The organism is Nitrosomonas sp. ANs5, from assembly GCF_050584665.1.
Taxonomy (GTDB): Bacteria; Pseudomonadota; Gammaproteobacteria; order Burkholderiales; family Nitrosomonadaceae; genus Nitrosomonas.
In genome coordinates this window covers 1-21577 of record NZ_JBEUDO010000027.1, presented here as the reverse complement: position 1 = coordinate 21577, position 21577 = coordinate 1, and the positions used below count along the sequence as shown (strand labels likewise).

16 protein-coding genes and 1 riboswitch are annotated in these 21577 nt (G+C 52.7%); of the genes, 9 read left to right on the top strand and 7 right to left on the bottom strand.

Annotation, left to right across the window (positions count from 1 at the left end; genetic code table 11):
* Positions 1 to 9 precede the first annotated feature (9 nt).
* The 3 genes from ABTW62_RS08190 to purL all read right to left on the bottom strand — a co-directional run bounded on the left by ABTW62_RS08190 (position 10) and on the right by purL (position 7339).
* Positions 10 to 2070 carry a M1 family metallopeptidase gene (locus ABTW62_RS08190; RefSeq protein ID WP_430904094.1) on the bottom strand — a complete coding sequence of 687 codons (2061 nt, stop codon included), beginning with the start codon at positions 2068 to 2070 and terminating at the stop codon, positions 10 to 12.
* Complete coding sequence (locus ABTW62_RS08185; RefSeq protein WP_430904093.1) at positions 2067 to 3266, bottom strand: ChaN family lipoprotein; 1200 nt, start codon at positions 3264 to 3266, stop codon at positions 2067 to 2069. The genes ABTW62_RS08190 and ABTW62_RS08185 overlap by 4 nt, the downstream gene beginning before the upstream one ends.
* Before the next feature lie 119 nt (positions 3267 to 3385).
* Positions 3386 to 7339 carry a phosphoribosylformylglycinamidine synthase gene (gene purL / locus ABTW62_RS08180; protein WP_430904092.1) on the bottom strand — a complete coding sequence of 1318 codons (3954 nt, stop codon included), beginning with the start codon at positions 7337 to 7339 and terminating at the stop codon, positions 3386 to 3388.
* Between the two features lie 60 nt (positions 7340 to 7399).
* On the opposite strand from purL, the gene ABTW62_RS08175 reads away from it, so the two are divergent.
* The 4 genes from ABTW62_RS08175 (at position 7400) to ABTW62_RS08160 (ending at position 11865) form a co-directional block, all read left to right on the top strand.
* A complete protein-coding gene (locus ABTW62_RS08175; protein WP_430904091.1) occupies positions 7400 to 8980 on the top strand; it encodes an NAD(P)H-hydrate dehydratase in 1581 nt (526 codons plus the stop codon).
* A 193-nt stretch (positions 8981 to 9173) separates the two neighbouring features.
* Positions 9174 to 10034 carry a flagellar motor stator protein MotA gene (gene motA, locus ABTW62_RS08170; RefSeq protein ID WP_430904090.1) on the top strand — a complete coding sequence of 287 codons (861 nt, stop codon included), beginning with the start codon at positions 9174 to 9176 and terminating at the stop codon, positions 10032 to 10034.
* Between the two features lie 33 nt (positions 10035 to 10067).
* Complete coding sequence (motB, locus tag ABTW62_RS08165; protein WP_430904089.1) at positions 10068 to 10973, top strand: flagellar motor protein MotB; 906 nt, start codon at positions 10068 to 10070, stop codon at positions 10971 to 10973.
* 148 nt (positions 10974 to 11121) lie between these two features.
* Entirely contained in the window at positions 11122 to 11865 is a 744-nt protein-coding gene (locus tag ABTW62_RS08160) for a hypothetical protein (RefSeq protein WP_430904088.1), read from the top strand.
* A gap of 4 nt (positions 11866 to 11869) precedes the next feature.
* Here ABTW62_RS08160 and cysS read toward each other — a convergent pair whose 3' ends face one another.
* Positions 11870 to 13246: a cysteine--tRNA ligase gene (gene cysS / locus ABTW62_RS08155; protein WP_430904087.1), complete on the bottom strand. Its 1377-nt coding sequence runs from the start codon at positions 13244 to 13246 to the stop codon at positions 11870 to 11872.
* Positions 13247 to 13381: 135 nt separating this feature from the next.
* Between cysS and ABTW62_RS08150 the strand changes: the two genes are divergently transcribed.
* From ABTW62_RS08150 to ABTW62_RS08140, 3 genes are all read left to right on the top strand, one after another.
* On the top strand, positions 13382 to 14023 hold the full coding sequence (locus ABTW62_RS08150; protein ID WP_430904086.1) for a peptidylprolyl isomerase: 642 nt from the start codon (positions 13382 to 13384) through the stop codon (positions 14021 to 14023).
* 13 nt (positions 14024 to 14036) lie between these two features.
* Positions 14037 to 14528: a peptidylprolyl isomerase gene (locus ABTW62_RS08145; RefSeq protein ID WP_430904085.1), complete on the top strand. Its 492-nt coding sequence runs from the start codon at positions 14037 to 14039 to the stop codon at positions 14526 to 14528.
* 162 nt (positions 14529 to 14690) lie between these two features.
* Entirely contained in the window at positions 14691 to 15143 is a 453-nt protein-coding gene (locus ABTW62_RS08140) for a rhodanese-like domain-containing protein (protein WP_430904084.1), read from the top strand.
* A 256-nt stretch (positions 15144 to 15399) separates the two neighbouring features.
* Here the strand turns inward: ABTW62_RS08140 and ABTW62_RS08135 are convergent, their stop codons facing one another.
* On the bottom strand, positions 15400 to 16221 hold the full coding sequence (locus ABTW62_RS08135; RefSeq protein ID WP_430904083.1) for an undecaprenyl-diphosphate phosphatase: 822 nt from the start codon (positions 16219 to 16221) through the stop codon (positions 15400 to 15402).
* A 43-nt stretch (positions 16222 to 16264) separates the two neighbouring features.
* Entirely contained in the window at positions 16265 to 18160 is a 1896-nt protein-coding gene (gene thiC / locus ABTW62_RS08130) for a phosphomethylpyrimidine synthase ThiC (RefSeq protein WP_430904082.1), read from the bottom strand.
* A 31-nt stretch (positions 18161 to 18191) separates the two neighbouring features.
* A riboswitch (TPP riboswitch) is annotated at positions 18192 to 18298 on the bottom strand.
* Positions 18299 to 18370: 72 nt separating this feature from the next.
* On the opposite strand from thiC, the gene ABTW62_RS08125 reads away from it, so the two are divergent.
* Both ABTW62_RS08125 and ABTW62_RS08120 read left to right on the top strand, forming a co-directional pair.
* Positions 18371 to 19024, top strand: coding sequence for a protein-L-isoaspartate O-methyltransferase family protein (locus ABTW62_RS08125; protein WP_176973951.1), 654 nt, complete (start codon positions 18371 to 18373; stop codon positions 19022 to 19024).
* 104 nt (positions 19025 to 19128) lie between these two features.
* Complete coding sequence (locus ABTW62_RS08120; protein ID WP_090413291.1) at positions 19129 to 20448, top strand: TolC family outer membrane protein; 1320 nt, start codon at positions 19129 to 19131, stop codon at positions 20446 to 20448.
* 508 nt (positions 20449 to 20956) lie between these two features.
* Here ABTW62_RS08120 and ABTW62_RS08115 read toward each other — a convergent pair.
* Positions 20957 to 21577, bottom strand: a 621-nt coding sequence (locus ABTW62_RS08115; RefSeq protein ID WP_430904081.1) for a hypothetical protein, incomplete at its 5' end; no start/stop codon positions are given.

Below are 21577 nucleotides of genomic sequence, written 5' to 3'. Positions count from 1 at the left end.
AAGCCGCACTCACGGGAGGAGTCTGACCGGCAGTGCTGGCGGACGCATCGGCCAGACACCTTTATCGATTACCGCCGGACCAGAAAACACGACGTAGCTCTGCCGCCCATAATGAGGCAGTGCACGACCCAGCTTCGACAGTGACGCCTCATCCTTCACCGATACAATAGCCAGGGTTGCACCATTGGGTTGACGTACGGTCCAGGCATGGGCCGAAGCGTTTTCTTGCCGGATCTCGGCAGGCATTGCGGGCAAGTCCTGCTGCGCCAGCCAATCATCTACTTGCGGCCCTGAGCCCACAACGAGTACGGGCCACTCGTTCATAGCCATCGGACTGCGCTCTATTTCAGGTTCCCGGCCCTGCATCCTGCCGGCCAGTTCATGCGCGACCCGATATGCTGCCGTTTGGTGCGGAAACAGCAGCAAGGTCCGGGTCGTCTGATTGACCATTACCTCGCGCAGAATGGGTACCATCTCATCCGCCGCAAGCTGCCGAAACAATCGGAAATCCGGATCCAGCACAACTTCCTTGGGCGGCTCTGACAGAACCCGTTGGTATGATTGGCTTTCCTCGTCCAGGTCTAGAAAAAAGGTTTCCTCCTTCCCCGACTGACCGCGCACCAGAATCGGCACACGCAAATGATAAACCGGGGCCGCCTGCTTTAGCATCAAGCTCAAGCGCTGCTCTGACTTCGAGTAGTCCGCTTGCGAAATCCGCAATGCAGGCGCGCCGGTCCGTGTCAGCCACTGAGAAAAAAAATCGTCGAGGGAACGACCGGATACCGCTTCAAACACTCGTTGAATATCCTGCCAGGCCGTCACACGAAAACGCTGTTCTTGCCACAATGTCCTGATCGCCCGGTCAAAAGTCGCTTCTCCCAGCAGATCACGTAACATGAAGAACAACATGGCAGACTTGTTATAGCCGACAATCTTGGACGCCACATGAGTGCGCGAAGTAAATGCGCGCAATGGTTGGTCCTGGCTCGGTGCCAGCAGACTGAAATCACGCAGCCAGTCCAATCGCATATCACGCGCAGCCTCGTCGCTTTCCTGCTCCTTGTAAGCGTAATCCGCCATGAAAGTCGTCAGGCCCTCCGACCAGTTCCCGCTCGCATAATCGGGATACACACCATTGCCCCACCAGTTATGCAGCACTTCGTGTCCGAGTGATGTCATGCGTATAAAGGGCAATCTCAAGACACTGACACCCAGATAGGTCAATGTCGGCATGCCAAAGCCGGTTGGGGTCGGACTTGATACCACACTGAATTCAGAATAGGGATATTCACCGATCCAGCGTTCATACAAGTGAATATAGTGCTTGACCGATTCCAGATAATCATCAGCCAGATCAGCGATGCTCGGATGAAAATAAGTACGCAGTGACAGAGTTTTATTGCTTGCAACACTCTGGAGCGTTGCTGACGTGATTGTATACGGCCCAGCCATCAAGGCTATCCCTTCGGCCGGTTGCTGAAAAATAAAGCGAGCTTGATAACCCTCAAGCTCTGATTCAGATTCATGCAGCAGTCTTCCGGGCACCAGTCCCCACTGACCGTAAGGCAATGTCAAATCAATCTGATAACTCGCCAATGCCCCAACGATTTGCGGATACCAAATGGAGGCATTGGGCAGGAAAGTTCCTTCTACGCCACTCACGGGAATCGGCCGGCCCAATGTCTGCGCATGGTCAAGACTGGTATCCAGAGCCGCCAATTCGCCTTGCCAATCAATTTCTATCCGGTAGGGGCCATTCTTGCCGGCGGCCAATTGCCAAACCTGCAAATTGTGCTGATGTGCCGCTTCCTGGGTGATACGGAAACCTGCCGCGCGCAAGGCAGTGACCTTAAAACGACGGCTCAGTATCAGCTCGAAATGACCGCCTTGCTCAACCGTAATAATGCTGCGCCCTTGCAGGTGACGCGAGGCAGGATCGATCGCTACCGTTATCGCGTAATGCATGGCCGGCTGCTCCGCCATAACGGGTATGCTGACCGACAACATCAGCACCAGCAGGCATTTATTTATATGCCTGACGCCAAAAATCCGTATCAGAAATTTGTTCATTTGCGAACTATGGCCGGAAACTTGGCGATGACATCGACAACCGCCTGTTCCCGCCGCACTTTCAGCGGCAGCCAAGTACCCGGTGCTTGGCGCCTCACCACCGTCACGACATCTTCGCTCTGTTTGACTGCCACCTCCGCCATTTCGACTATGACATCACCGGCACGCAAACCGGCGACCTCGGCAATACTCCCCTTCTCGATCTGGATAACCCGCGCGCCACCGGCCTCTTTGCTGAATTCATAGCGAATGCCTAAGCGCTGCCGCAAGGCAGGCGCCGCTTCTGGCATAAACGGCGCCACGCCGAAGACCGCATCCGCGTAGCCCGCTACCAGCCGTTTACAGGGCCTGTTTGTGTCCCATGGCAGCAGTGACAGGATATCCTTGATTCCCAGGTCTTTGAGCTGATGTGGCACACCGTAACCATGCAGAATATGCCCGGAACCCATGATACCCACCAGCAATGGTTTTTTAACGCCGCGCTCGACATCCAGGGCGGCATGCAAGGCTTGTGCCATCGCCCGGTCCCATAACTGCTGGCCCACAACGAATCTCAAGAAATCGGGATCGTAACGAGTCGGTTTGTCTGTTTTCTGCTTGGGACGATCATGTTGGGCATATATGGGTAGCAAAAACTCCAAATACGCCGGGCTCGGGGGTGCCGGTCGGGTAACGCCTTCTCTTTGATTTTCCGGCACGCCATCGAATCCCTTTTTTGTCACCATGCGCCGCAATTTTGTTTCGATATTGAGCGCAAGCATGGGAATGCGATACATGCGTGCAAAATGGAAAATCGGCAAATACAGGCTGGCATCGGTCCCCCACACTGTCTGCCACTCGGACTGGGATAAAAATTCCGATTCCGTCAGTTCCCCAGCCACCCATCGATCCAGAACTGCTTGCACGCGCCGGGGAAACATTTCAAAACCGATCATCATGTCCGGGCGTTTTGCATACATTGCTGCCAGCATATGCAGTTGCCAGCGGTGATGCTCGTGATTGGTATGAGATTCGCCCAGCAGCACAACCGACTGATTGACTGCGGATGCAATAACTTGCTGCAGCGAAGTAGGCCCCTTATCCGGAATGACCCAACTTGCCACCGGCACACATGTTTCCGCTGTCGATTGATTGTTGATCGGCTGTGGTTTGTGCGCTGGTTTGATTTGTGCGGAAAGTGGTGTCGCAGTCATCATGGATACCCACAACATCAAACAGAGGATGACAAATCGCCACCCTGGCTTGGAATCGATCATTATTATCGTTTGTCCTTGGAAATCTGGAAAAAATCAGTACATGACATGTCTGACTGGCACTAATCCACCCATTTACGGGCATTTCTGAACATTCTCATCCAGGGAGCGTCCTCAGACCAGCCATTGGGATGCCATGAATGCTGCACACTCCGGAACACCCTTTCCGGGTGGGGCATCACGATCGTGACCCGGCCATCAGTTGAGGTTACCCCGGTAATACCCGAATGCGAGCCATTAGGGTTGAGTGGGTAATTCTCGGTTGGAGTTCCCTGGTGATTGACAAATTGCAGCGCGATGTAAGGCCCGGCTGCATGCATTTGCGCAGAGTCCTGGAAAATGGCACGCCCTTCGCCATGCGCGACGGTAATGGGCAAACGACTGCCTGCCATACCCTCAAAGAACAGCGAGGGACTGGCGCCAATTTGCGCCATGACAAAGCGGGCTTCGAACTGCTCCGATTGATTGCGCCCGAAAACAGGCCAATGCGCACTGCCCGGAATGATTTCCCGCAAGTGGCTCATCATTTGGCAACCGTTGCACACGCCCAGGGCAAACGTATCCGGCCGTGCGAAGAATGCCGCGAACTGATCGCGAGCGCGCGCATTGAACAGGATCGACTGCGCCCACCCTCTGCCTGCGCCCAGCACGTCGCCATAGGAAAAGCCGCCACAAGCCACCAACCCCTTGTAATCAGCCAGCACGGCACGTCCGGACAGAATATCGCTCATGTGCACATCCGCTGCACGGAAGCCCGCGCGATCGAATGCAGCCGCCATCTCCACATGGCCGTTGACACCTTGCTCACGTAAAATGGCTATCACAGGGCGACTGGTATGGACATACGGCGCGGAAATATCGTCGTCAGGGTCGAAAGCCAACCGAACATGCAAACCAGGGTCAGCGGCGTCCAGAATTTGATCGTATTCCTGCTGCGCGCACTGGGGATGATCACGCAATTTTTGCATCTCGAAAGTGGTCTCCGACCAAGCGCGTTGCAACGCAACCCGCTTTTCCTGGAACACGGGTTGGTGATTGTGCATGAAGCAAATTTCATCGCGCTGATTCAATTCCCCTAACACATAACTTGCGCAGCCCAATCCTGCTTCGGACAAAATATTCATTACTGCATCTTGCTGCTGGGCCTTGACCTGTATGACCGCACCCAGCTCCTCGCTGAACAAGACCGCCAGCATTTGTGCTGGCAGACTGCCGTGAGCATCAAGCGCCGACGCTGCACTCGCAGGGCCGCAACACAATTGATCCAGCGCCACCGTTATGCCGCAATGCCCGGCAAATGCCATTTCACACAATGCGGCAAACAGCCCGCCATCGGAACGATCATGATAGGCCAGCAACAATCCTTGCCGGTTAAGTGACTGAATGGCAGCGAAGAAAGCCTTGAGCATTTCTGGCTTCTCCAGATCCGGCGCTTGATTTCCCAGTTGCCCATAGACTTGGGCCAGCGCGGAACCACCGAGCCGATGTCTTGCCTCCCCCAGATCGATCAAGATCAATTTGGTTTCACCACTATCTGTACAGAGCTGGGGGGTCAGTGTGCGACGAATATCCCGAACCTTGGCGAAAGCCGAAATGATCAAGGACAGCGGCGCTATCACTTCCTTATCCTTACCATCTGCATCGGACCAGGCAGTTTTCATCGACAATGAATCCTTGCCAACCGGGATGCTGATTCCCAATTGTGGGCACAATGCCATCGCAACGGCCTGGACAGCATCGTAGAGCGCGGCATCCTCGCCAGGATGTCCCGCTGCAGCCATCCAGTTGGCGGACAAGCGCACTTCATTCAGATCACTGACAGCTGCCGCGGCCATGTTGGTGATTGCTTCACCGACAGCCATGCGGGCCGAGGCAGCCGCGTGGATTAACGCCAATGGCGCCCGTTCACCCATGGCGAATGCCTCCCCCAGATAAGTCTGGAAACCCATGGCCGTAACCGCCACATCCGCGACTGGCACCTGCCATGGCCCGACCATTTGATCTCTCGCTGTCAGCCCCCCCACGCTGCGATCACCAATCGTGATCAGGAAAGTCTTGTTCGCGACAGCCGGCAATCTCAAAACACGGTAAGCCGCTTGCTGCAAGGTCACACCGGCCAGCTCTAGCGGGGCATGCTGTGGATTGCTACGCTTGATATCGCGCAGCATTCTCGGGGGCTTGCCCAGCAATGTCGACAAAGGCATATCCACCGGCGTCACAGCAGACTGCTCATCCATCACGATCAGTTGTGGTTGTGCCAAAGCCTGGCCGACCACGGCGAAAGGACAGCGTTCACGCGCACAAATTGCTTGAAACAAAGCCAGCGATTCCGGCCGGATCGCAAGCACATAGCGCTCCTGCGCCTCATTACACCAAATTTGCAATGGCGACATACCCGGTTCATCGGAAGGAATCGCGCGCAGATCAAACTGCCCGCCACACTCAGCACCATGCACCAATTCAGGCAAAGCATTGGACAGGCCGCCAGCCCCCACGTCGTGAATAGCCAGAATCGGACTGGGTTGTCCGCTCCGGGCCAATTGCCAGCAGCGATCGATGACTTCCTGGGCGCGCCGTTGCATTTCCGCATTGCCCCGTTGCACCGAATTGAAATCGAGCAATTCATCATTGGTACCGGCATCCATACTCGAAGCCGCCCCGCCTCCAAGACCGATCGCCATGCCCGGCCCACCCAGATGGACCAGCAGTGCGCCTGCCTTAAAAGGCTGTTTCTCGGTATGCAAAGCAGAAATCTGGCCGATACCACCTGCCAGCATGATGGGCTTGTGATAACCGCGCACCTGGCTGCCGGCCTTCATTTCATACGTACGAAAAAATCCGGCCAGATTCGGCCGGCCGAATTCGTTATTGAAAGCGGCACCGCCTATCGGCCCGGTCAGCATGATGTCGAGTGCCGCAGCAATATGGCCCGGCTTGCCGTAACCCGCCGAATCTTCAGTCCAGTCAGCCTCCCAAGGCTGGATGGCCCCAGGAATGCGCAGGTTGGATACACAAAACCCTGTCAGGCCGGCCTTGGGTTTTGCACCCGCCCCAGTTGCACCCTCGTCGCGAATTTCGCCGCCCACGCCGGTCGCCGCCCCGGGATACGGTGAAATTGCCGTGGGATGATTATGCGTTTCCACCTTGATCAACCAATGCGTGAGTTCGCTTGCGTAGCCATAGTGACCGTCCTGGCCAGGATAAAACCGCTCTATGGTTTCACCTTCGAGAATGGCTGCGTTGTCCGCATAGGCGACTATGGTATGTTCAGGATGCATCTGGTGGGTATGGCGGATCATGTCAAACAGGGATCTCGCCTGCGGTTCACCGTCAATAATCCAATCAGCATTGAAAATTTTATGCCGGCAATGCTCGGAATTGGCCTGCGCAAACATCATCAGCTCAACATCGGTGGGATCACGCTGCACACGCGTAAAATAATCGAACAGATATTCAATTTCATCGGCAGACAATGCCAGCCCCATGGCTTGGTTTGCCCGCTGCAGCGCAGCCATGCCTTCGCTCATGACTGCCACCTGCAGAAGCGCCGCCGGCTGTAAATGACGAAACAGGATGGCTGCCTCCGATAACGAATATAATACCGCCTCGGTCATGCGATCATGGATACAGGCCTCAACCTTGCGCAGCTGTTCTGGCAACAAGGTTGACTCATGCTGAATCTGGAAGATAATGCCCCGTTCCAGTCGTTCGACCATGTCCAATCCACAATGATGCGCAATATCAGTCGCTTTGGATGACCAGGGTGAAATCGTGCCGGGACGCGGCACGACCAATAACAGCGGGCCTCCATGCTCAACAGCTGATAGCGTCTGGCCAGCATCCAGCAGCTGTCGCAAATGATCGCTCTCTTCCCGGGTCAAGTCACGCCGAGTCTCGCAAAAATAACAGTACTCGGTATCGATATTGGAAATTTGCGGTACGATAGCCTGGATTGCGTGAAGAAGTTTTTCCCGCCGAAAAGATGATAGCGCCTTGCGCCCACGAAATTGCAGCATCGAGATTTTAACCAGTTGAATGAAAAAGATATGATTTTACACGAGTAGACCTATCCCCTGATGAATACCCTCCTCCCTGTTTATACCACCGCTGAAATCCGTGCAATCGAGTCGCAGGCACTGGCTGCCCCCCACCCACCTGGTCTGATGGAAAAAGCAGGACTGGCTGCAGCAGAGATTGTCCAATCCAGGTTGCTGAATGCTGGCGGCAACCGGGTTCTGGTACTGGCTGGACCGGGCAATAATGGTGGAGATGCATTGGTTGTCGCTCGCCACCTGCTCACCTGGAAGCGGCAAGTGACAGTGGTTTTTACTGGAGAAGCCGAACGATTATCGGCAGATGCCAAACAAGCGTTTGATCGGTGGCAACTTGCCGGAGGCTGCATCGAGCAGACCATTCCCACTCATGGACAATGGGATTGTGTGATCGATGGTTTATTCGGTATCGGACTGGATGAAACACGCCCGCTTGGAGAGAAATACCGGCAGCTGATTGGACAAGTCAATCAGCTGAATCTTCCGATACTGGCACTGGATATTCCAAGCGGACTCGCGAGCGATTCCGGCCATGTCCATGAGGCAGCAATCCAGGCCACCCTCACGACCACCTTCATCGCACTGAAACCCGGCCTGCTCACCCATGATGGCTGTGATCATTGCGGGGAAATTGTGATATGTGACCTGGGACTTGAGGTGGCCGCCATGCTGCCAGCCCGGAACGGGCTATTGAACGAAGCGGAAATCGCGCTGCGGCTGCCTCGCCCGCGACCGGCCAACAGCCATAAGGGCACATATGGCCGAGTCGGCATCCTGGGCGGCGCGTCCGGCATGGTCGGCGCAGCCCTGCTGGCGGGACGTGCCGCACTTGGACTCGGAGCAGGGCGCGTCTATCTGGGTCTGCTCGCCGATCTGGCTTCCCCCGCGATCGACCCGACTCAGCCCGAACTGATGCTGCGTGCGCCACGGGATTTGTTAAAGCAGGAGAACCTGGATTGCCTGGTAATCGGCCCTGGTCTCGGCACACAAATTACGGCATGCAGCTATCTGGAGCAGGCACTCCAAACCCGCCTGCCATTGGTACTGGATGCGGATGCGCTCAATCTGATTGCAAATTACACGGAGTTGGGCGTGGCCCTGCAAAAACGTCAAGCACCCGTCATACTGACGCCTCACCCCGCTGAAGCCGGTCGCCTGCTCAACCTGTCAACAATCGAAGTGCAGCGGCATCGGTTCGATGCCGCCAGAAATCTGGCCAAGCACTTTAACTGTCTGGTCGTACTGAAAGGGGCGGGCAGTATCTGTGCACAACCTGACGGCCATTGCTACTTCAACCCCACAGGCAATCCGGGTTTGAGCACAGCGGGAACGGGCGACGTCTTGTCCGGTTTGCTGGGCGCGCTTCTGGCGCAAGATTTATCGCCCGAAAATGCGCTGCTGGTGGCCGTTTATTTGCATGGCGCCGCAGCGGATACCCTGCTTCATGTGCTTCATGGGCCGGTTGGCATGACCGCATCAGAAATCATACCCGCTGCCCGCAACCTATTGAATCGCTGGATTTATCAAGGCAGCGCACCCGCCCGTTATACCCGCTTCGGCTGCGGATCCCAGAACGAAACCAGTCCATTCCCAACATGCGCTTAAACGATTCCCGGCAGGGCGCATAAAATTGCGCGATGCCACGGACCGTTACAGGATCCAGGCTAAAAAGGACAACAGGATCTGTCATGAATCGCCTCATCGCGGTACTGCACCCGACATAATCCCAGATGCCGGCCTAAAGTTGGCCCGCCAATAGCCGTTAAAATTTGAAAATTTCCAAAGGATATTTTCAAACATGCTGGTAACCATCGGATATCTAGTCGTCATCTTTTCCGTGTTCGGCGGCTTCGCATTGGCTGGCGGTCACTTGGGGGCATTATTTCAGCCGGTCGAACTGCTCATGATCGGAGGCGCGGCTCTCGGGGCATTCTTTGTCGGCAATTCGGGCAAGGCGATCAAAGCAACTTTCAAAACCCTGCCCAGCATTTTCAAGGGGGCCAAATATACCAAAGCCCTCTACATGGAATTGATGCTGCTGCTCTACGAAATACTGGGAAAAATCCGGAAAGAAGGATTGATGTCAATTGAAACCGATGTGGACGAGCCCCATAACAGCCCATTGTTTACAAAATACCCCAATATCCTGTCAGATCAACATGTAGTTGAATTTATCACCGACTACTTGCGGCTCATGGTAGGCGGCAATCTCAATCCGCTGGAAATCGAAAACCTGATGGATGGCGAGATCGAGACCCATCACCAGGAAGGTGAAGTGCCCGTTCATGTGATCACCAAGATTGGTGATGCCCTGCCGGCTTTTGGCATTGTCGCCGCCGTCATGGGTGTTGTGCATACCATGGAGTCAATTGGCATTCCGCCTGCGGAGCTGGGCAGGTTAATCGCTGCGGCATTGGTGGGCACCTTCCTGGGAATCCTGCTTTCTTATGGTTTCATTGGGCCATTGGCTGGTCGCCTAGAGCAACGCCTGCATGAATCAAGCAAGCTCCTGGAATGCATCAAAGTCACTTTACTGGCTAACCTCAATGGCTACGCGCCCGCGCTCTCGATCGAATTTGGCAGAAAAGTATTGTTCTCCACCGAACGGCCATCCTTCATCGAGCTGGAACAGCACATCAAACAGAACCGCGCCAAGTGAGAACAATTATCCTTCATTCATGCGAGGCCATAAATGGCTGATAACCTCTTACAGAAACCTATCATCATTAAGCGCATCAAGAAGGTGAATGGCGCCCACCACGGCGGGACTTGGAAAATTGCCTATGCTGATTTTGTCACCGCAATGATGGCTTTTTTCCTGTTGATGTGGTTATTGGGCACCACCTCTCAGAGCGATAAAGAAGGCATCGCCGAATATTTCAGAACGCCGCTTAGAGTCGCACTATTCGGTGGAAATAGCAGCGGCGACCGTTCCAGCGTAATCCAGGGCGGAGGAGAGGATCTAAGCCGTCAAGCTGGTCAAGTCGACCTTAAAACCGCGCGTGCGCTGCAAGAACGGCTCGAACTGGAACAGCTCAAAAAGCTCAAGAAAAAAATCGAACGGGTGATCGATAGCAACCCATTTCTCAAGAAATTCAAGCAGCAGCTTTTACTTGATATCACGACGAAAGGCCTGCGCATCCAGATTCTCGACGAAAAAAATCGCCCCATGTTTGCTCTCGGCAGTGCAGAATTGCAGCCTTACACCAAGGTTATCCTGCGGGAAATCGGCAAAATGCTCAACGATGTGAACAATAAAATCAGCCTCTCCGGACATACCGATGCCACACCCTATCCATCCGGAGAAAAAAGCTACAGTAATTGGGAATTATCGGCCGATCGCGCCAATGCCTCTCGCCGCGAGCTTATCGCCGGCGGCATGCACCCGGAAAAAGTATTAAATGTGGTCGGTCTATCTTCCGCAGTCCCTTTCGACAAAGAAGATCCCTTCAGTCCTTTCAATCGACGGATCAGTATCATCGTCATGAATAAGAAAGCTGAAGAAGCCGTCATTCGTGAAAATCAGAGCGTTAATATCCACCATCAAAACGAGATCAGCGCGCAAACTCTCAGCGGGGCGCCAGCCAAATCGGATTGATATCTGTCTAAAATGGCCAGCACAGCACGACGGATCAGTATCTCCGCAATGGCACTCCCCCAAAGTGGTAAAACTTTAATCCTGCACGCCAACCCATGCATATCATACGTTCCCGCAACCTCATCAAGACAAAATCATTTTGGGTGTCATGTCGCCGTTAACCCGTGCGGGCGCGATCCAGTTGACCGCCTGCCTGATCGCCAGTTTGCTGGCCATATTGCTACCTTGGAATATCACGCTACTCCACGCCTCGCTCATGCAAGGCGTGATTGCTGCCTGGATAAGTGTTTATACCGATCGAATGGCATACTGGCGGGCACTCATTCACCTGTGTTTTACCCCCGCCGTGTTGGCAACACTGGCATTGGAATTGCCCACCTATAGCTACCTGGCCGGTTTTATCACGCTGGCACTGATTTTCGGCAGAACTGACCGCACCCAAGTACCATTCTTTTTATCGAGTCAAGCCACTATCCAAACACTTGCTGAAATGTTACCGGCAGACCGCCATTTTCGGTTCATTGACCTGGGTTCAGGTTGTGGGGGATTGGTGTGCAAACTTGCACGGCAGCGGCCAAACGGCAATTATCACGGCATCGAGCTTGCAATCCTGCCCTGCTGGATCAGCAAACTGCGGGCCTATTTATGCAAACCTATCTGCCGGTTTCATTGGGCGGATATCTGGCGGCATAATCTGGCCAGTTATGACATCGTCTATGCCTACCTTTCTCCTGTGCCCATGCCGTCTTTATGGCAAAAGGCGTGTCTGGAGATGCGGCCCGGCAGCCTTTTGATCAGCAACACATTCATCATTCCCGGTGTCGAACCCAGCCAGCGTATCCCACTCAGGGATTTCAGCCGCTCAGCGCTCTATGTCTGGCAGATACCCTGATGGCCTATTGCCGCCGCCAGGTCGTTCCCGCTGGGCCATCCTCCAGAATGATACCGGCTTCGGCCAATTGCGCGCGCAGCGCATCGGCTTGTGCAAAGTTCCTTGCTTTGCGCGCTTGCAGGCGTTGCTGGATCATGTGCTCAATCTCTGCTTCAGTATATTGCCCACCTTGCGAATGGGCTTCATGCTGCAGATAACGATGGGGAGGCTGTTGCAATAAACCCAATATGCCCCCCAGCGCCATGAGAAGAGTGGCATAACGAGGGTCCCCTGTCCGGTTGGCTTCTCCGGACAAATCAAACAGCACGGCAATCGCTTCCGGCGTATTGAAATCATCATTCATCGCGCTCCTGAAGCGCGCGGCATAGGCATCGCTCCAGTCAACCGGCAACGCTTCGGCAGGATGATTCTTCAGTGTGGTATACAGTCGATCCAGCGCATTTCTGGCATCATTCAGATGCGCATCCGAATAATTAAGGGGGCTGCGGTAATGCACCCGCAAAATGAAGAAACGCACGACTTCTGGCTGATAACGCGCCAATACCTCGCGAACGGTGAAAAAATTGCCCAGCGACTTGGACATTTTTTCATTGTCAACCCGGACAAACCCATTATGCATCCAGTAATTCACATACGGATGATCATGCGCACCCTCACTTTGGGCGATCTCGTTCTCATGGTGTGGAAACTGCAAATCCTGTCCGCCTCCATGAATATCGAAATGTTCGCCCAGATAATGCTCACTCATGGCGGAACATTCGATATGCCAGCCTGGCCGCCCCTTGCCCCAAGGCGAATCCCAGCTGGGTTCCTCTGGTTTGGCTGCTTTCCACAACACGAAATCAAGTGGATCTCTTTTATTGCCATCGATCTCTACCCGTTCACCCGCACGCAAATCATCGAGTGATTTTCCAGAAAGCTTGCCGTAGCCTGGAAAATGATGAACAGCGTAGAAGACGTCACCACTATCCGCGACATACGCCAGATTTTTATCCAGCAGCGTACGGATCATCGCAACCATATCTTCAATGCACTCGGTCGCACGGGGCTCAAAAGAGGGCTTGACCACGCCCAGGGCCGCCGCATCCTCTTCCATTGCCTGGATATAACGATCGGTCAGCCTGCCGATCGACTCGCGATTCTCCAGCGCCCGCCGGATAATCTTATCGTCGATATCGGTAATATTACGGACATAGGTCACCTTATAGCCCAGTATTTGCAGCCAGCGCACAACACTATCAAACACCACCAGCACGCGGGCATGCCCAAGGTGACAGTAATCATAGACCGTCATCCCGCAGACATACATCCTGACTTCCCCAGGCGTCAAAGGCACAAATTCCTGTTTGGCTCTGGCGAGCGTATTGTAAATTCTAAGCATCGAGGTCAATAGGCGAGATTGTGGGAAAGATCATCTTATTGGTAGAATCCAGGAACTGCTTGCCTAACCATAACGGGTGCACATGAAAAAACCATGCCACCGCGGTCCCAAGCAAAACCCGGAGAGTATACCATAATGAAAACTGCTTATTTTCAGCGCCAATCAGCCCGCTCCATGCAACCAGGCATCCTGGCAAGACATCTGCTTATCGCATTTTTACTGATGTGGGGCACGTCTGTTTGGGCGGCAAATCCAACCGTGGAAATCAGAACCAACTTGGGCACCATTCAGCTTGAACTTTACCCCAACAAGGCACCCAAAACAGTCGAAAATTTTCTAAACTACGTTAAAGATGGCTATTATAGCGGCACCATCTTTCATCGAGTGATCCCAGATTTCATGATCCAGGGCGGTGGATTCGATCAGAATCTTGCGCAAAAACCGACCCGCCAGCCGATTGAAAACGAAGCGGCCAATGGTCTTAAAAACAATATCGGCACGATTGCGATGGCGCGTACCAGCGACCCGCACTCGGCTTCCTCACAATTTTTTATCAACGTAGCAAACAACAACTTTCTCGATCACACCGCCCCGACCCTGCGTGGATATGGCTATACGGTGTTTGGCAAGGTAACGGCCGGAATGGACGTCGTCAATCGCATTGCCGGGACGCCAACCGGTGCCAAGGGACCTTTCGCCAGCGATGTGCCGAGAAACATGGTCATTATCGAACATATCAAACGCCTTGCGGCACCTGCCGCGCCCAATAAACACTAAACTTAGGACAACAATGGTTAAACTACATACCAATTATGGCGTCATCACGCTGGAACTTGACAGTGAAAAAACACCTGTTACGGTCGAGAACTTTTTGCGCTATGTCGATAGCGGTCATTATGACAACACCTTGTTTCATCGCGTCATCGACGGTTTCATGATCCAGGGTGGCGGCTACACTGCCGGTTTGAAAGAAAAACCCACCCTTGCCCCGATCCAGAACGAAGCCGCTCAAGGCCTCAAAAACGAGGCCTACACGATTGCCATGGCACGTACCAGCGATCCGCACTCTGCCACTTCGCAGTTTTTTATCAACGTTGCCAGCAATCATTTCCTGAACCATACCAATACTTCTGCTCAAGGCTACGGCTACTGTGTATTTGGCAAAGTTGTCGAGGGCCAAGAAGTTGTCGACACCATCAAGAAAGTGAAAACCGGCAATTATGCTGGCCATCAAGATGTGCCACTGGAGGATGTCGTGATTGAAAAAGCGGAAAAAATTTAAAGTTTAAAGCGGGTTGCATCCAGGCAGGACTGGATATCTGAGTTGTGCTGGGCTTACCCAATGCACGATGGCATCTCGAGAGGCGCCTGGACTCCCGCACTCAACTTATCTACAAGCAAGTGAATTTGCTAACATGTATGCTTTAAACATCAATTGGTAACAATGGACGATATCGATAATATTTTGGAAACTGCCCAGCAACGGGCAGAAGAAATGGGTTTGCCATACAAGGGCGCGCTATTGCCTGCCGAAGCTATCGCGCTATTACGAGCCAAACCAGAAACCAAGCTTGTGGATGTGCGCTGCAAGGCGGAGCTTGACTGGGTCGGACGCATTCCGGGCGCAATCGAGATTGAACTGAGCAGTTACCCGGGCATGCAACCCAACCCGGATTTCGTTGATCAACTGGCTACCCAGATCACGGATGATGCCACCTTGATGTTCATTTGCCGCAGCGGCAACCGCTCCGATCATGCGGCAACGATCATGAGCCAGAATGGTTTTCCCAATTGCTATAACGTTCTGGAAGGTTTTGAAGGTGACAAGGATGAGAGTGGCCATCGAGGCCGGAAAAACGGCTGGAAGGCAGCTGGGCTGCCCTGGATCCAGAGCTAATACCAGCTGGTTGTCGCGTGAAACGGCGCGATATGAATATATACCGGGCTCATGATACCCGCCATCCAACCATGAGCGCATGGATATCGTTTTACTCCGGACCAAAGGCAGAAAAGCAATCCGGAATGCCTGAATAACAGGCATATGCTGGATTGCTTTTCTGCCAAGCTTTCCGATACCGGCGTCACAGCCAGAAACATATTCATCAGCGATGATGAATGGTGACTGGCTGGACGGCCTTTTCCTGCGAAGCGCTTTAATCCATCGACCAGTCAATCAAGCCAGTATAAGCGGTCAGCAACACGATCAATCCGAAACCGATTCGGTACCAGGCAAACAACGTGAAGTCATGGTGACTGATATAGCGAATCAATCCCCGTATCGCAAACAACGCACTGACAAAAGCCGCCACCGATCCCACCACAAACATCCCCAGATCATCTACATACAGAAATTCCTGGCTCCTGTAGACATCGTAAAAGGTCGCGGCAAACATCACAGGGATGGCAAGGAAAAACGAAAACTCTGCCGCCGCTTTACGTGACAAGCCAGATAACAGGCCGCCGATGATAGTTGCCCCCGAACGGGAAGTTCCCGGAATCAAGGCCAGGCACTGCGCGCACCCCACTTTCAGCGCATGCTTCCAGTCCATCTCATCGACACTTTCAACTTCAATCACATGCACCCTGCGTTCCGCCCAGAGTATCAACAAACCACCGACTATCAACGCAGTTGCAACCGGCAATGGGTGAAACAGATAATATTTGATCGTTTGGATAAACAGCAGACCGAGCACCGCAGCTGGCAGGAATGCAATAAACAAATTGAATACAAAGCGGTTCGCCGATCTTGTACCCAACCCTTTGATGACATTCATCAATCGCTCGCGATATTCCCAGCAAACCGCCAAAATGGCGCCAAGTTGAATGGCGACCGTGAATACCTTGGCCTTGTCATCATTAAAATCCAGCAAATCACCAACCAAAATCAAGTGGCCAGTGGAGGAAACCGGTAGGAATTCGGTCAGTCCTTCTACAATCCCGAGCAGGAACGCCTTAAAAAGTATCAACCAATCCATCGTGCCAGTATCCACCCCAAGCAATTAAATATCGAAACAAAACTCATAACTTACTGTAGAGCTCCCCGCCCTTATTAACGAATTCACTGGATTTCTGAGCCATGCCATCCTGCACAGCTTCGGCTTCGGAAATACCCTGCTGCGCCGCATAATCACGCACATCCTGGGTGATTTTCATCGAGCAGAAATTCGGCCCGCACATCGAGCAGAAATGGGCAAGCTTGGCGCCTTCCTGCGGCAAGGTTTCATCATGAAACTCTCTCGCTTTGTCCGGATCGAGTCCCAAATTGAACTGATCGTTCCAGCGGAATTCAAACCGTGCCTTGGACAATGCATTGTCACGAATTTGTGCGCTGGGATGACCCTTGGCAAGATCGGCCGCATGCGCGGCGATTTTGTAAGCAATGATGCCGTCTTTGACATCATCCTTATCGGGCAGCCCCAGATGCTCCTTGGGCGTTACATAACAAAGCATGGCCGTTCCATACCAGCCAATCATGGCAGCACCGATTGCTGACGTAATGTGATCGTAGCCCGGAGCGATATCGGTAGTCAGCGGGCCCAATGTATAAAACGGCGCTTCATGGCAATACTTAAGCTGTAAATCCATGTTTTCCTTGATCAGCTGCATGGGCACATGACCCGGGCCTTCGATCATGACCTGTACATCGTGCTTCCAGGCGATTTCAGTCAGCTCACCCAAAGTTTTCAGCTCGGCAAGCTGGGCCTCATCATTAGCGTCGTAGATCGAACCAGGACGCAGGCCATCACCCAAAGAAAAGCTGACATCATACGCCTTCATGATTTCACAGATATCTTCGAAATGCGTATAGAGAAAGCTTTCTTGATGGTGTGCCAGACACCATTTGGCCATGATGGAGCCGCCTCGCGACACAATCCCGGTCATACGCTTTGCCGTCATCGGGATGAAGGGCAGTCGCACACCGGCATGGATGGTAAAGTAATCCACGCCTTGCTCTGCCTGCTCGATCAAAGTGTCACGGAAAATCTCCCAGGTCAGCTCCTCGGCCCGGCCATCCACTTTCTCCAGGGCTTGATAAATCGGCACCGTCCCGATTGGCACCGGGCTGTTCCGAATGATCCATTCGCGCGTTTCATGAATGTTTTTCCCGGTCGAGAGATCCATCACGGTATCGCCTCCCCAGCGGATGGCCCAAGTCATTTTCTCCACTTCGTCCTGAATGCTGGAACCGAGCGCGGAATTGCCGATATTGGCATTGATTTTAACCAGAAAGTTTCGGCCGATAATCATCGGCTCAGCTTCCGGGTGATTGATATTGGCAGGAATGATGGCACGCCCGCGTGCGACCTCATCACGCACAAATTCCGGCGTAATCCATTGCTGGATAGCCGCACCGAAACCCTGGCCAGGGTGCTGACGAGTCAGCAAACTCTCTCCATTCAAATCAGCCTGTTCCCGCCGCTGATTTTCCCGGATGGCAATGAACTCCATCTCCGGCGTAATGATGCCGCGTCGCGCATAATGCATTTGGGTAACGTTAGCCCCAGGTTTCGCACGGCGCGCAGGACGCTTGAGATGGAAACGCATATCCATCAATTTCGGATCGTTCAACCGCTCCCGGCTATAACTGGAAGAAAATCCAGATAAGATTTCGGTATCGGCGCGTTCATCTATCCATGGCTCGCGCACCGGCGACAGCCCTTGACGGATATCGATACTGGCAGCCGGATCAGTATAAGGGCCAGAAGTATCGTAGACGTAAATCGGCGGGTTTTTCTCAACCCCTTGACTGGTAGCGGTATCGGATTGGCTAATTTCCCGCATGGGTACCCGGATATCAGACCGGGATCCCTGCAGATAGATCTTCCGCGAATTAGGTAGCGGCTGTATGGCTGCCGCATCCACCTGCGCGCTATCGTTCGTAAATTTTTCCAGCTTAGAAATGGTCGTTTTCATGTTATGCTCCTCAAATGGCCGTGAGGAGCAGGAAGATAAATCCTGGCTTCCCTCCGGCGGCGTTATCCGCATCAGGTATTAAGGGACTCTCTCACCAACATTCAAAATCGTTTCGAATGTGGACCCCTAGCCGAGGCTGTCAAGCTAAAGGAAATATGAAATAATTGCAAGCTTGATTCTTTCCACCAACATAATGTTATGAAATCTATGATGGACCTTGAACAAACCCGTTTCAACATGGTCGAGCAACAAATCAGAACCTGGAGTGTGCTGGACCAGGATGTTCTTGGCTTGTTATATAAAGTCAAACGCGAGGAGTTTGTGCCTGCAGCCTATCGGGCGATGGCTTTCATGGACATGGAAATCCCCCTGGAACATGATGCCGTCATGCTCACGCCAAAAATGGAAGCACGCATCCTGCAGGAGTTACGTCTCAAAAAAACCGACAAGGTGCTTGAAATTGGCACCGGAACAGGCTACATGACGGCATTGCTCGCCGAATTATGTGCACATGTTCACAGCGTTGAAATCGTCCCAGCACTCCATGCCATGGCCAAAATTAATCTGCAGGTACATGGCACGGCCAACGTAACACTAGAACAGGGAGATGCCGCCCGCGGCTGGCCAAAACACGAACCCTATGATGTGATCGTGTTAACGGCCTCCACTCCCGTTCTGCCCGAAGCTTTCCAGAAAAGCCTTGCGCCAGGAGGCCGCTTGTTTGCTATTGTCGGAGAAGAACCGGTCATGGAAGCGACGCTGATAACCTGTACCGCACCCGGTAATTATCATTCAATCTTCTTGTTCGAAACTTGTACTGCGCCCCTCAAGAATGCGCTACAAAGTGAACATTTTCACTTCTAATGCCATGATTGCCCTATCAAGGTAGGGCAATCATTCTGGTTGGAACCATTAATTAGCAATCAATCCGCTCAGCTATTGGTATTTGTCACATTCGCCCGTCAACAATGAAAAGTCTGCAATCCATTGTCTCTTCGCTGCTTATGGGCTTATTTTTCTCTGTTCCAGTCCAAGCAGCCGATCTCCTGCAAATCTATCGGGAAGCGCTCGAATATGACGCGCAATACGGTGCAGCACGCGCGGCCTATGTCGCCGCCCAGGAACGGCTGCCCCAGGGGCGGGCTGGCCTACTGCCCGAAATCAATTTGGTCGGAATAGGGCAGAACCAGTATGTCGATACTAATTTTGGTCCGGAACGTTTGATTAGAAATCGTGGCATTACCGCCACAGCAACACAGCCGCTTATTCGAATCGAAAATTTCATTATTTTTGAGCAGTCGAAAAACGAAGTTGCCCAGGCTGACGCACAATTCGTCACTGCCGCCCAGGACCTGATTCTGCGTGTTGCACAGGCCTACTTCGACGTCCTGATAGCCAAAATCAATCTTGAAGTCGTCGAAACCCAGAAAAAAGCCATTCATGAACAATTGGAGCAGGCCAAACGGAATTTTGAGGTGGGCGTTGCGACCATCGTCGATACCCATGAAGCACAGGCCCGTTTTGATCTGACCCTATCGCAAGAAATTGCGGCCAGAAATACCCTGGAAATCAGCCAGCGTACCCTGCAGGTTCTGATCAACCGCCTGCCGCACGACCTGCAAGATGCCAGCCTGGATAAAGTGATTGCCGATCCATTAAATCTCCCCCATAACGGCATGGAAGATTGGGTGCAATTGGCCGAAGAAAAGAATTTCCTGCTGCGGATACAGCGTATTGCATACGAGCTCTCCGAACAGGAGATCCGGCGCGTCAAGGCCGGCCATTACCCCACACTTGATCTGGTCGCGCGATACAGCAACCAAACTGGCGTAGGTGGTGCTTTCACCGGACAGGGGATCGATCTGGTCTCCAAAGAGATCGGACTACAGTTGAATGTGCCCATCTTTCAGGGATTTTCCGTGCAGTCCCGTGTCCGGGAAGCGCTGGCAAAACGCGACCAGGCGCGCAAGGAATTGGAAAATGTGCAACGCACAACCGCTTTGCAAGTACGCCAGAATTATCTCAAAGTCACCAATGGTATCGCACAAGTCAAGGCGCTCAAGCAAGCGCTGATCTCCAGTCGCAGCCAGCTGGATTCGACTGTGCTCGGTCAGGAAGTCGGCGTCAGAACAGAAGTGGACGTTCTCAATGCTCAGCAACAATACTTTTCCGCACGCCGCGATCTTGCCCAAGCCTATTACGATTATCTGATGGCGCGGCTCCAGCTGAAAGCCGAAGTCGGCGAATTGGATGAAGACGATTTGCTGGAAATTAACGCATTGCTTTGATCAAATCTCCTCAGTTGACCGCCATTATCTGCCGGCAACTTTATGTATGATAATGCGACAGCCCATTCAACTTAAGCAGGCTGGATCATGCTTCTGAAATTTTACCTTCAACGAGCAGCGGGCCGCCTAACGGCTTTTACCCTGTTTTGTTTTCGTTTGCCCGACCCTTCCGATTGCTTTCGATTGCGCGTGCTGCCCGCTTCCCTTCATAGTCCCAATATTGCGTAGGATGGATTATTGACTATCGCAAAACAAGACTTGACCCCTAACTTGTGCTTATTCTTATGAGCAATAGTCCCGATCGTCGCTCTTGTTTTTTCTTGATTCGCGACCTGAACATCCCGCTGTAAACTTAGTTTTCTTTTTTATCGACCTGATTCTGTTGTTGTAACCCTGCGAACCCCAACACAACATTACCATTAGTGTTGGGGTTTATTACATTTACCCCAATCAAACTACCGTGCCATCTTACTGAAGGGAAGTGCCTCCCCTTTTATGATTGCTTTTATTACAAAATATTGTCCTCGATCAGCTCGAACGATCCAACAAACTCGCCGTTGACATTGTATTCATAGATTCCTGCTGGTAAACCAAAAACAGGAAGCGGTACCGCTTCCTCAAAAGGCACCAATACGGCCGCACATGCCATATTTGGGGGAAGTGGCGTAAATCCAGCGGATACATTGAAGCGATTGCCAGTTTTCCGCATACCGATTTTGCCAGGCACATTGCAAGAAATGTGTGGACTACTGATTTTCAGAAAAACCTGTACTGGGTTGCTGTCAGTTATAATCAACTCCACATTTTTGATCAGTCCTTCAATGATGGGCGTGACCCGGAAATTGATCAGACGCCAAGCATTGATCGATGCGTCGAAAATAAATTCCCCATCCTGAAACAGACCGGGTTGCGCATCGGTATCAACCACTGGAACTTTCAATGATTCATTCTTGTAATACGGTGTCCGTCCATTTTCGTTTTCGGTTGACATCATATTCACAACGCTATCTTGTTCAACTATCTCAACCCGCTCATCCTGGCGCCAGCGCTCGGCTTCTTGGGCGTCCATGTGGACATAAATTGCATTCAACGCATCGAAAATATTCAGAATTTCACCGTTGAGCCCCAG

What these genes read in the sequence shown, in the direction of transcription:
- motB (WP_430904089.1), top strand. Translation starts at nt 10,068, where the DNA reads ATGGCTGATAACCTCTTACAGAAACCTATCATCATTAAGCGCATCAAG.
- ABTW62_RS08160 (WP_430904088.1), top strand. Translation starts at nt 11,122, where the DNA reads ATGTCGCCGTTAACCCGTGCGGGCGCGATCCAGTTGACCGCCTGCCTG.
- ABTW62_RS08145 (WP_430904085.1), top strand. Translation starts at nt 14,037, where the DNA reads ATGGTTAAACTACATACCAATTATGGCGTCATCACGCTGGAACTTGAC.
- ABTW62_RS08185 (WP_430904093.1), bottom strand. Translation starts at nt 3,266, where the DNA reads ATGATGACTGCGACACCACTTTCCGCACAAATCAAACCAGCGCACAAA.
- ABTW62_RS08135 (WP_430904083.1), bottom strand. Translation starts at nt 16,221, where the DNA reads ATGGATTGGTTGATACTTTTTAAGGCGTTCCTGCTCGGGATTGTAGAA.
- ABTW62_RS08150 (WP_430904086.1), top strand. Translation starts at nt 13,382, where the DNA reads ATGAAAACTGCTTATTTTCAGCGCCAATCAGCCCGCTCCATGCAACCA.
- cysS (WP_430904087.1), bottom strand. Translation starts at nt 13,246, where the DNA reads ATGCTTAGAATTTACAATACGCTCGCCAGAGCCAAACAGGAATTTGTG.
- ABTW62_RS08140 (WP_430904084.1), top strand. Translation starts at nt 14,691, where the DNA reads ATGGACGATATCGATAATATTTTGGAAACTGCCCAGCAACGGGCAGAA.
- ABTW62_RS08120 (WP_090413291.1), top strand. Translation starts at nt 19,129, where the DNA reads ATGAAAAGTCTGCAATCCATTGTCTCTTCGCTGCTTATGGGCTTATTT.
- motA (WP_430904090.1), top strand. Translation starts at nt 9,174, where the DNA reads ATGCTGGTAACCATCGGATATCTAGTCGTCATCTTTTCCGTGTTCGGC.
- ABTW62_RS08190 (WP_430904094.1), bottom strand. Translation starts at nt 2,070, where the DNA reads ATGAACAAATTTCTGATACGGATTTTTGGCGTCAGGCATATAAATAAA.
- purL (WP_430904092.1), bottom strand. Translation starts at nt 7,339, where the DNA reads ATGCTGCAATTTCGTGGGCGCAAGGCGCTATCATCTTTTCGGCGGGAA.
- ABTW62_RS08125 (WP_176973951.1), top strand. Translation starts at nt 18,371, where the DNA reads ATGGACCTTGAACAAACCCGTTTCAACATGGTCGAGCAACAAATCAGA.
- ABTW62_RS08175 (WP_430904091.1), top strand. Translation starts at nt 7,400, where the DNA reads ATGAATACCCTCCTCCCTGTTTATACCACCGCTGAAATCCGTGCAATC.
- thiC (WP_430904082.1), bottom strand. Translation starts at nt 18,160, where the DNA reads ATGAAAACGACCATTTCTAAGCTGGAAAAATTTACGAACGATAGCGCG.